The organism is Arthrobacter sp. Y3225116, assembly GCF_059091245.1.
Genome location: NZ_JBNHGL010000090.1, coordinates 1 through 10,585, shown reverse-complemented (window position 1 = coordinate 10,585; position 10,585 = coordinate 1). Strand labels below are relative to the sequence as shown.

The following is a 10,585-nucleotide window of genomic DNA, read 5'->3' as shown; positions in this document are numbered from 1 at the left end:
GCCGGCCACCTGCGCGACGCCGGCCAGGCCGGCGAGGGCGCCCGCCAGCACCATCACCACGACGTAGCCCTTGGTGACGCTGATGCCGGCGGTGCGGGCGGCGTGCGGGTTGGAGCCGACCGCGCGCAGCTCGAAGCCAATGGTGGAGCGGTTGAGCAGCCACCAGCAAAAAACGGTGGCCAGGATGGCCACCACGAAGCCCCAGTGCAGCCGGAAGGTGTCGCCGAAGAGCGGCGGATACATGGCCGTGGCATCCAGTTGCGGGCTGATCGGGTTGGTGGAGCCCGGTCGCTGGAACGCCGGCATGGTCAGCAGGTACAGCACCAGGTTGATGGCCACGTAGTTGAGCATGATCGACAGGATCACCTCGTGGGCGCCGGTCTTGGCCTTCAGCAGGCCGACGAGGCCGCCCCACAGTGCGCCGCCGATGATGCCGGCGATGATGACCAGGAGCAGGTGCAGGCCCACCGGAAGGTGCCAGCTGAAGCCGACCCAGGCGGCCAGGGTGGCACCGATGATGATCTGGCCCTGCGCGCCGATGTTGAACAGTCCCGCGCGGAACGCCAGCGCCACGCCCAGGCCCGCGCAGATGAGCGGCGTGGCGACGGTCAGCGTCTGGGTCAAGGGGTAGATCATCCGGGCGAACGTGGCGCCCTCGAAGTTGAAGATCGAGCCTTGGAACAGGGCGGCGTAGGCGTTGGCGGCGGCCGTCCAGCCGGCAGCCAGCATGTCCTGCGGCCGGGCGAAGAAGTAGCTGGAGGTCCGCGCCACTTCCTCGTTCGTCAACGCGATCAGGATGCCGCCGGCGATCAGGGACAGGACGATGGCGAGGACAGCCACCAACGCGTTGCCGGAGACGATCCGCTGCATGACGGTCTGATGCGCGCGCAACTCGGGGTGCAGGCTCTCCCCCGTGGGCAACACGGCCGGCGGTGCCTGGGTGCCGTCGCCGAGGGCGGCAGCCGCCTCGAGCCGCTGCTCATCGCCCTCCGCCATGGGCGTTCCCGCGTGTTTCGACCGCTTCCCGTGCTTGCCGGACTCGTCCGCGCTCATTCCTCGCCTCCTTCGGCGTCTGTCTGCTGTACTTCGGCGTCCGTCCGGTGTGCCTGTGCTTCCTCGGCGCTCATGCCGGCCATCATCAGGCCCAGCTCGCCGCGCGAGGTGCCGGCGGGGACGATGCCCATCAGCCGACCCTGGTAGAGCACGGCGATCCGGTCGGCAAGTTCCAGCACCTCGTCCAGTTCGGTGGAAACGATCATCACCGGCGTGCCGACGTCGCGCTCGGCGACGATCCGCTTGTGCAGGAATTCGATGGAGCCTACGTCCACGCCGCGGGTGGGCTGGGAAGCGATAAACAGCTTCAACGGCCTGGACAGCTCCCGGGCCATGACCACCTTTTGCTGGTTTCCGCCGGAGAGCGTACCGGCCGCCGCCGCCGCGGACTGGGTGCGGACGTCGAACTCCGAGATGTACTGCTCGGCGTTTTGGGCGACCAGGGCCGGCTTCATGGCCAGGCCGCGGGCAAACGGCGGCTGGTCGTAGCGGTTGAGGATGAGGTTTTCGGCCACCGAGAAGGTCCCGACCAGGCCCTCGACGCTGCGGTCCTCCGGCACGAAACCGACGCCGGCCTCGATGATGTCCTTGACCTTGCGGCCCACCAGTTCGCGGCCTTCGAGCCTGATGGAGCCGGACACGTGGTCCTGCAGGCCCAGGATCGCCTCGGTCAGTTCGGTCTGCCCGTTGCCCTGGACGCCGGCTACCGCGAGGATCTCGCCGCGCGCGATGCCGAAACTGATGCCGTCCACCACGCGCTGGCCCGTGGCCGAGCGCACGGTGAGGTTCTCGACGGTGAAGGTTTCCTCGCCCGGCCGGGCGGGTTCCTTGTTGAGGGTCAGGCTGACGGCGCGGCCCACCATCATTTCCGCCAGTTCGGTCGTGGAGGCCGAGGGCGGCGCGTCGCCGATGACCTTGCCACGGCGAATGACCGTGATGATGTCCGAAACCGCCTTGACTTCGCGCAGCTTGTGGGAGATGAAGACGATGGCCTTGCCGTCGGCCTTGAGCTGGCCCATGATGCCCAGCAGCTCATCCGTTTCCTTGGGCGTCAGGACGGCGGTCGGCTCGTCCAGGATCAGCACTTCGGCGTCCCGGACCAGGGCCTTGATGATCTCGACCCGCTGCTGCACCCCGACCGGCAGGTCCTCGACCACAGCATCGGGATCCACCTCGAAACCGTATTGGTCGGAGATCTCCCTGATCCGGGCCCGGGTGTCCTCCAGGTTGAGTTGGCCGCCGGCCTTGGTCGCCTCGTTGCCCAGCGCCACGTTCTCGGCCACGGTGAACACCGGGACCAGCATGAAGTGCTGGTGCACCATGCCGATGCCGGCCGCCATGGCGTCCCCGGGGCCGTCGAAGGTCACGGGCTTGTCGTCGACCAGGATCTGGCCTTCGCTGGGCTCGTAAAGCCCGTAGAGGACGTTCATCAGCGTCGATTTCCCGGCGCCGTTTTCACCCAGCAGGCTGTGCACCTGTCCCGGCTGCACCACCAGGTCAATGTGGTCGTTGGCAACCAGGGAGCCGAATCGCTTGGTGATTCCCTTGAGCTCGAGTTTCAAACCCCAACCCACCTGTTCTTTGTCCGTAGGTACGACGGTCGTCATCCAGCGGCGCGGTGCCGGACGGTGCTGCTGCCCGGACGCTGTGCCTAGCCTAAACCGGTTCGGCCGATTACAGCGCGGACCGCCGCCCTCGGCACCGGTGTCCGGTACGGAGGGCGGCGGTCCGCTGCGTGCTTACTGCTGCGGGCTGGCCTTGGATTCGACCTTGATCTCGCCCGAGATGATCGACTCCTTGATGGTTTCCAGTTCCGACTTGGTCTCATCGGAAACCGCTGCGTCGAGGTCATGGAACGGGGCCAGTGCCACGCCGCCGTTCTCCAGGGTTCCGACATACGGGGAGCTGTCGAAGTTGCCCTCGGCGTCGGTCCGGACGACTTCCTCGACCGCGTTGCCCATCAGCTTCATCACCGAGGTGAGGATGAATTCCTCGGCCTTGCCGGCGGTCTCGTAGCCGTCGGAGTCAACCCAGACAACCTTGGCATCCTTGCCGTCGGCGTTGGCTTCGAGGACGGCGTCCAGCGTGCCCAGGCCCACCGGGCCGGCCACCGGCATGATGATGTCCGCGCCCTCGTTGATGAAGTTCAGGGTGTTGGTCTTGCCCTTGCCCTGGTCTTCGAAGTTGCCGACGAAGGTGCCGTTCTGGGCTTCCTTGTTCCAGCCGAGCAGTTCGACGTTGGCGTCCTTCTGCTCGTTGTAGTAGTCCACGCCGTCGGCGAAGCCGTCCATGAAGATGGTGACGGTGGGGATGTTCATGCCGCCGTAGGTGGCCACCTTGCCGGTCTCGCTGGTTGCGGCCGCGACGTAGCCGGCCAGGAACGCCGCCTGCGCCGTGTCGTAGATGATCGGCTTGACGTTGTCGCTGAACTCCGGGTCGTTGTAGTCGACGATCGCGAAGTTGGTCTCGGGGTTGGCCGCAGCCGCTTCCTTGGTCACGTCGCCCAGCAGGAAGCCGACCGTGAGGACCATGTCGCAGTTGGCCTGCACCATGGCATCCACGTTGGGACCGAAATCGGTCTCGGCCTGGGACTCGGCCTCGCGGATCTTGATGCCCAGCTCTTCCTCGGCCATCTTCAGGCCTTCGTAGCTCGACTGGTTGAACGAGCGGTCGTCGAATCCACCGGAGTCGGAGACGATGCAGCCGAGGTAGTCGGTGCCTCCCGCTGCCGGGCTGCCGCTGGCGCCGCCCTCTTGGGCCGGCGGTGCGCCGCAAGCGGTCAGAACCAGTGCGGACGCGCCCAGCACCGCGGCGGAGAGGCCGGTGCCGCGCTTAATCTTGCGCAGTGAAGTCTTCAATGTTCCTCCATAAAGAATGTCTGCCCCGCCACAGTTCAATGGTCGCTTCACAAGAAGTGCGGCGTTTGACTTGTACTCCGCGTGGCACAGCACCTGTCCTGCAGGTGCACAGTTGATGACCCTACAGTAGTTCCCGCGCGCCCCACCGGCGAAGCAATCGCTACCGGCGCGCGCAGATTGTTCAAAAGTTGTTACTTTTGGGTAGCACCGGCTGCCGTGTCCCGGTGACGCCGGGCGGCCAGCACGGCGGCCTTGGCCATGACGCGCACGCCCACGCCGATGGCGTGCTCGTCGGGAGCGTAGTCGCCGCGGTGCAGATCGAAGGTTTCGCCGCCCGGGCTCCGGGTGCCCAGCCGCATCATGGCGCCGGGCACTTCCTGGGTCATCCAGGCGAAGTCCTCCCCGCCCATCGACTGCGGCGTGAGGGTCACCGCGTCCTCCCCCAACTCGCTCCGGGCCGCCGCCTCGAGCAGCGTGGTTTCCCGCTCGGTGTTGATCACGGGAGGCACGCCGCGGATGTGTTCGAGCTTGACGTCCACGCCGAACGGTGCGGCCACCTGGTTCACCACCTCGTCCACCAGCTCGCCGGCGGCCTGCCAGGCTTCCCCGTCCAGGCAGCGCATGGTGCCGGCCATGTAGCCGACGGCCGGGATCGCGTTGGGGGCGGCGCCCGCCTGGATCTGCCCCCACACGAGCGAGACGGCGCTGCGGACATCGATCCGCCGGTTGATGACGGCGGGGACGCTGACGGCGATCTCGGCCAGCGCGAACACCAGGTCCTCCGTCAGGTGCGGGCGGGACGTGTGCCCGCCGCGCCCGCGCAGTTCTATCCGGATGGTGTCCGAGGCGGAGGTGATGGCGCCGATCCGGGTGCCGACCAGGCCGACGTCGATGCGCGGGTCGCAGTGCAGGGCCAGGATCCGCGGCAGCCCTTCCAGCACGCCCTGCTCGATGACGGCCAAAGCGCCGCCGGGCATGGTCTCCTCGGCCGGCTGGAAGATGACCCGCACGCGGGCGGACAGTTCGCCTTCCAGATCCAGTTTGCGCAGGACCAGCGCGACGCCGAGCATCACCGTGGTGTGGATGTCGTGTCCGCAGGCATGGCTGATGCCGGTGTTGACCGAGGCGTAGTCGAGGCCGGTTTCTTCCATGATCGGCAGGGCGTCGATGTCCGCGCGCAGCCCGATGGCCAGCGGGCCCTCCCCGACGTCGACGAACAGCCCGGTGCCGTCCAGCAATTGCGGTTCCAGTCCTGCGGCCGTCAGCCGCTCGGCCAGTTTCCGGGTGGTGAGGAATTCCTTGTGCGACAACTCGGGATGCTGGTGCAGGTCCCGCCGGAACCGCCGGAGTTCATCCAGCAGCGGCGATGCCCAGACGCCGATATTGAGATTGGCCAGCGGTGTTTCTGAAATCTTCTGCACACCTGCACTCTATCGATTTGGGCGACCTTCCGAGGACGGTCGCCGGCCTTGCACAGGACCAGGCTTTCGCCGCCGGTCGCCGGGTGCCATACGGACGCCTTAGAGGACGTCGGTGTCGCCGCTGGCCCTGAGGTGCTCGACGGCGGACTTCACCTTCTGCGCGTGTTCCTTGGTGGTCACCAGCAGCGCGTCCGGGGTGTCGACCACGACGACGTCGTCGATGCCGATCAGCGCGATCACGCGTTTGGTGTCGGATACCACGACGCCGGTGGCCGACTCCGCGAAGACCCTCGCCCCTTCGCCGAGGACCGTGAGCCCGGAGGTTTCGCTGGCGGTATTCAACCGCCCGATCGCGGCGAAGTCGCCCACGTCGTCCCAGGAGAAGGAACCGGGGATCATCGCCACGTCCCCGGCGGCCGCCGCGGGTTCGGCCACCGCGTAGTCGATCGCCGTCTTGGGCAGGTCCGGCCAGATCCTGCGCATCACCGCGCCGCGGGCCGGAGTGTCCCAGGCCTCGGCGATCTCGGTCAGGCCGGCAAAGAGTTCGGGTTCGTTGGTTTCCAAATGCTTCAGCAGCAGGTCCACCGGCGCCACGAACATGCCGGCGTTCCAGGAATATTCCCCCGTCGCCAGGTAGCCGCGGGCCACCTGCTCGTCGGGTTTCTCCACGAACTCGGCCACCGCCTGCGCGGAGGGCGCCCCGGGGACCTGCAGCGCCCCGGCGGAGCGGATGTACCCGAATCCGGTGGCCGGATGTGTCGGCGTGATCCCGATCGTGACGATGTAGCCCTCGGCCGCGGTGTGCACGGCCTCGCGAACCGCCTGCTGGAAGTCCTCCACCGGGGTGATCACCTGGTCCGCGGCGAAGGAGCCCATGATGATCCGCGGGTCCCGCCGGTACAGGATCGCCGCGGCGAGACCGATCGCCGCCGCCGAGTCCTTCGGCTCCGGCTCCAGCACCAGGTTCGCATCCTGAAGCTCGGGCAGCTGTGCGCAGACCGCCTGCCGGTGCAACTTGCCGGTTACCACCAGGGTCCGCCCCTGGCACAGCGGCTCGAGACGGGAATAGGTGGCGCGGATCAGCGTGGACCCGGAACCGGTCAGGTCGTGCAGGAACTTCGGCGCCGCCGCGCGGGACAGCGGCCACAACCGCGTCCCGGTCCCGCCGGCCGGAATAACTGCATGAAAACGGTCCAGCACGGCGTCGTCGTAGGCCGCATCCCGGCCTGCTGCTTGAGTGTTCACGCTCTCCACGGTAATCCAGCAACGTGGGTACCGCCTTCATCCTGCAGGCCGATTTCTGCCGTCGGGGTGGTTTGCCGGTGTCGTAACAGCGCAAACCGCCGCCCCGTCGGAATCCAGAGCCTGCGGGGCCGCGGACCGGCCTCACCCGCCCCGTGGAAGCCGGTGCGGCACGGACGGTTGAACCCGTGCTGTTAAGAAGGTCACACCCTGCTGTACCTGAATTGAATAAGCCCTCAGCGAAGCCTAGATTAGTCTTGAGCTATAGAGCGCTCTCGCACCGGCGTCAACTCTTGCGTGGAAGCCACGCTGCGCCTCTGCGATGCAGGGAGGGTAATTCAGTGTCGAAGACACCAGCAGGGACCTTATACCGCGGCCGTGAAGGCATGTGGTCTTGGGTAGGACACCGCATCACGGGCGTCGCAATCTTTTTCTTTCTCTTGGTACACGTGCTCGATACCGCGCTGGTCCGGGTATCCCCGGGCGCCTATGACGCCGTCATGGCCACGTACAAGAACCCGATCATGGCCATTCTGGAAGCCGGCCTGGTAGCGGCCATCGTCTACCACGCCTTTAACGGGCTTCGCGTCATCCTCATCGACTTCTGGAAGAAGGGGCCCAAGTACCAGGCCAAGCTTCTGTGGGGGGTTGTCGGCCTCTGGGTCGTCGTCATGATTCCGTTCCTCATCCGCCACCTCACGCTCGCTTTCACCGGGGGTCACTAACATGTCGGTCAACTCTGAAATCCAGGCCCCCCGCAGCGCCCGCATCGCTCCCGAGTACATGCGCAACAAGGGGCGCAAGGGCAACTTCGAACTGTACGCATGGCTGTTCATGCGGCTCTCCGGCCTCATCCTGGTGGTGCTGGTCTTTGGGCACCTGTTCGTCAACCTGATGGTGGGCGAAGGCGTCCACGCCATCGACTTCGGCTTTGTGGCCGGCAAGTGGGCCGACCCGTTCTGGCAGATCTGGGACCTGGCCATGCTGTGGCTGGCCATGCTGCACGGCACCAACGGCGTGCGGACCATCATCGAGGACTACGCGGAAAAGGACATCACCCGCTTCTGGTTCAAGATGGTCCTTTACGTAGCCTCTGCCGTCATCATCGTGCTCGGCACCCTGGTGATCTTCACCTTCGATCCGTGCCCGGCCAACGCCACCGCCGAGCTGCTGCCGTCGTTCTGCCCGGCACCCTAACCGTCCCCGCGACAGACCGCGGCGCCGTTGCCCGTCGTGAACCCCACACGGCGAAGAAAACCCAGTTTCAACAGAAAGAGCATCCAGTATGCAGGTCCATAAGTACGACGTCGTCATTGTCGGTGCCGGTGGCGCCGGTATGCGCGCCGCGATCGAATCAGGCCAGCGCGCGCACACCGCAGTACTGACCAAGCTGTACCCCACCCGTTCCCACACCGGCGCGGCCCAGGGCGGCATGTGCGCCGCACTGGCGAACGTCGAAGAGGACAACTGGGAATGGCACACCTTTGACACGATCAAGGGCGGCGACTACCTGGTTGACCAGGATGCCGCCGAAGTGATGGCCAAGGAAGCCATCGACGCGGTGCTGGATTTGGAAAAGATGGGCCTGCCGTTCAACCGGACGCCCGAGGGCAAGATCGACCAGCGCCGCTTCGGCGGACACACCCGCGACCACGGCAAGGCCCCGGTGCGCCGCGCCTGCTACGCCGCCGACCGCACCGGACACATGATCCTGCAGACCCTCTACCAAAACTGCGTCAAGCACAACGTTGAGTTCTACAACGAGTACTACGTGCTGGACCTGCTGCTGGTCGAGGAAGACGCCACCCGCGCGGACGGCACCCCCTACAAGCAGAAGCGCGTCGCGGGCGTCGTCAGCTATGATCTGGCCTCCGGCGAGCTCCACGTCTTCCAGGCCAAGTCCGTCATCTTCGCTTCGGGCGGCGTGGGCAAGGTCTTCAAGACCACCTCCAACGCGCACACCCTGACCGGCGACGGCATGGGCATCGCGTTCCGCCGCGGCCTGCCGCTGGAGGATATGGAGTTCGTCCAGTTCCACCCGACCGGCCTGGCCGGCCTGGGCATCCTGCTCTCCGAGGCCGCCCGCGGCGAAGGCGGAATCCTCCGCAACGCCGACGGTGAGCGCTTCATGGAGCGCTACGCCCCCACCATCAAGGACCTGGCGCCGCGTGACATCGTGGCCCGCTCCATGGCCCTGGAGGTCCGGGAAGGCCGCGGCTGCGGTCCGAACAAAGACTACGTGCTGCTGGACCTGACCCACTTGGAGCCGGCGCACATCGACGCGAAGCTGCCGGACATCACGGAGTTCGCGCGCACCTACCTCGGCGTCGAGCCCTACACCGAGCCGGTGCCGGTGTTCCCCACCGCCCACTACGCCATGGGTGGCATTCCCACCAACATCAAGGCCGAGGTGCTGCAGGACAACGACACCGTTGTGCCGGGCCTGTACGCCGCCGGCGAGGTGGCCTGCGTCTCCGTCCACGGCTCGAACCGGCTGGGAACCAACTCCCTGCTGGACATCAACGTCTTCGGCAAGCGCTCCGGCATCAACGCCGCCGAGTACGCCAAGACCGCGGACTTCGTCGAGCTGCCGGAGAACCCGGAGCTGTACACGATGGAGCTGCTCGAGACGGTGCGCGGCGGCACCGGTACCGAGCGGGTTGCCCAGATCCGCAAGGAACTGCAGGACATCATGGACGCCAACGTGCAGGTGTTCCGCGACGAGAAGTCCCTGACCGAGGCGCTGAACGTGATCGCTTCGCTGCGCGAGCGCTACAAGAACATCAGCGTCCAGGATAAGGGCAAGCGCTTCAACCTGGACCTGCTGGAGGCCGTGGAACTCGGCTTCCTGCTGGACATGGCCCAGGTGATGACCGTGGCGGCGCTGCACCGCACGGAGTCCCGCGGCGGACACTTCCGCGAGGACTACCCGGACCGCGACGACGAGAACTTCATGAAGCACTCCATGTGCTACCTGGACGTCGACGCCGTGACCGATCAGACGGCCGGCATCCGCATGGATACCAAACCCGTGGTATTCACGCGCTACGAACCGATGGTGAGGAAATACTGATGAGCACCGCGACCGAAATTCCCGAAGGACCGTCCAAGGTCGAGCTGGCTCCCGGTGTCGGCGGCGGCGGCGAGATCCCCAGCTTTGACATTACGCTGAAGGTCCGCCGCTACGATCCGGAAGTTTCCGAGGAAGCCCGCTGGGACGAGTTCAAGCTCACCATGTACGGCACGGACCGCGTGCTGGATGCCCTGCACAAGGTCAAGTGGGAGCATGACGGTTCCGTTTCCTTCCGCCGGTCCTGCGCCCACGGCGTCTGCGGCTCCGATGCGATGCGCATCAACGGCCGCAACCGGCTGGCCTGCAAGACGCTGCTGAAGGACCTGGACACGGCCAAGCCCATCACGGTGGAGCCGATCAAGGGCCTGCCGGTGGAGAAGGACCTGATCGTGGACATGGAGCCGTTCTTCCAGTCCTACCGCGAGATTATGCCGTTCCTGATCAACAATGGTCACGCGCCGACCCGCGAGCGGCTGCAGTCGCAGGAGGACCGCGAGCGGTTCGACGACACCACCAAGTGCATCCTCTGCGCCGCCTGCACCTCCTCCTGCCCGGTGTTCTGGACCGACGGCCAGTACTTCGGGCCGGCGGCGATCGTGAACGCGCACCGCTTCATCTTCGATTCCCGCGATGATGCCGGCGACATGCGCCTGGAGGTCCTCAACGACAAGGAAGGCGTGTGGCGCTGCCGCACTACCTTCAACTGCACCGAGGCCTGCCCCCGCGGCATCCAGGTGACCAAGGCGATCACCGAGGTCCGCCAGGCGATCCTGGCCCGCTCCGTGTAGCCAACCCGGGCGGTCCCTTCGGACTGCGCCGGCCGGTGGCGCCGATTCCTTCGGGAGTCGGCGCCACCGGCGATTAAGATTCCGGCAGGGCCCTCCGCCGGCGCAGGCCCCATGCCCGCTGCCGCAGCGACCGGCTGTCCCGCCCGCCGG

General features: G+C 66.4%; 9 protein-coding genes. 4 read left to right on the top strand and 5 right to left on the bottom strand.

Going from position 1 to position 10,585, the window contains the following annotated elements; genetic code table 11:
• The 5 genes from AC5RV2_RS10100 to AC5RV2_RS10080 all read right to left on the bottom strand — a co-directional run.
• The coding region (locus AC5RV2_RS10100; protein ID WP_494092211.1) for an ABC transporter permease at nucleotides 1-1,053 on the bottom strand (1,053 nt) is incomplete at its 3' end.
• Entirely contained in the window at nucleotides 1,050-2,615 is a 1,566-nt protein-coding gene (locus AC5RV2_RS10095) for an ABC transporter ATP-binding protein (protein ID WP_494092212.1), read from the bottom strand. The genes AC5RV2_RS10100 and AC5RV2_RS10095, both read right to left, overlap by 4 nt.
• Nucleotides 2,616-2,792: 177 nt before the next feature.
• Entirely contained in the window at nucleotides 2,793-3,911 is a 1,119-nt protein-coding gene (locus tag AC5RV2_RS10090; RefSeq protein WP_494092210.1) for a BMP family lipoprotein, read from the bottom strand.
• Nucleotides 3,912-4,102: 191 nt separating this feature from the next.
• Complete coding sequence (locus AC5RV2_RS10085; RefSeq protein WP_494092209.1) at nucleotides 4,103-5,332, bottom strand: amidohydrolase; 1,230 nt, start codon at nucleotides 5,330-5,332, stop codon at nucleotides 4,103-4,105.
• A gap of 99 nt (nucleotides 5,333-5,431) precedes the next feature.
• The gene (locus AC5RV2_RS10080; protein ID WP_494092208.1) at nucleotides 5,432-6,577 is read right to left on the bottom strand and encodes a mannose-1-phosphate guanylyltransferase; all 1,146 of its coding nucleotides are present in this window, start codon (nucleotides 6,575-6,577) and stop codon (nucleotides 5,432-5,434) included.
• A gap of 338 nt (nucleotides 6,578-6,915) precedes the next feature.
• Here AC5RV2_RS10080 and sdhC point away from each other — a divergent pair, with 338 nt between their 5' ends.
• The 4 genes from sdhC to AC5RV2_RS10060 all read left to right on the top strand — a co-directional run bounded on the left by sdhC (nucleotide 6,916) and on the right by AC5RV2_RS10060 (nucleotide 10,435).
• A complete protein-coding gene (gene sdhC, locus AC5RV2_RS10075) occupies nucleotides 6,916-7,299 on the top strand; it encodes a succinate dehydrogenase, cytochrome b556 subunit (RefSeq protein WP_493978601.1) in 384 nt (127 codons plus the stop codon).
• Nucleotide 7,300: 1 nt separating this feature from the next.
• On the top strand, nucleotides 7,301-7,771 hold the full coding sequence (locus AC5RV2_RS10070) for a succinate dehydrogenase hydrophobic membrane anchor subunit (RefSeq protein ID WP_493978600.1): 471 nt from the start codon (nucleotides 7,301-7,303) through the stop codon (nucleotides 7,769-7,771).
• A gap of 88 nt (nucleotides 7,772-7,859) precedes the next feature.
• Nucleotides 7,860-9,647: a succinate dehydrogenase flavoprotein subunit gene (sdhA, locus tag AC5RV2_RS10065; protein WP_493978599.1), complete on the top strand. Its 1,788-nt coding sequence runs from the start codon at nucleotides 7,860-7,862 to the stop codon at nucleotides 9,645-9,647.
• The gene (locus AC5RV2_RS10060) at nucleotides 9,647-10,435 is read left to right on the top strand and encodes a succinate dehydrogenase iron-sulfur subunit (RefSeq protein ID WP_494068244.1); all 789 of its coding nucleotides are present in this window, start codon (nucleotides 9,647-9,649) and stop codon (nucleotides 10,433-10,435) included. The genes sdhA and AC5RV2_RS10060 overlap by 1 nt, the downstream gene beginning before the upstream one ends.
• Nucleotides 10,436-10,585: the final 150 nt, after the last annotated feature.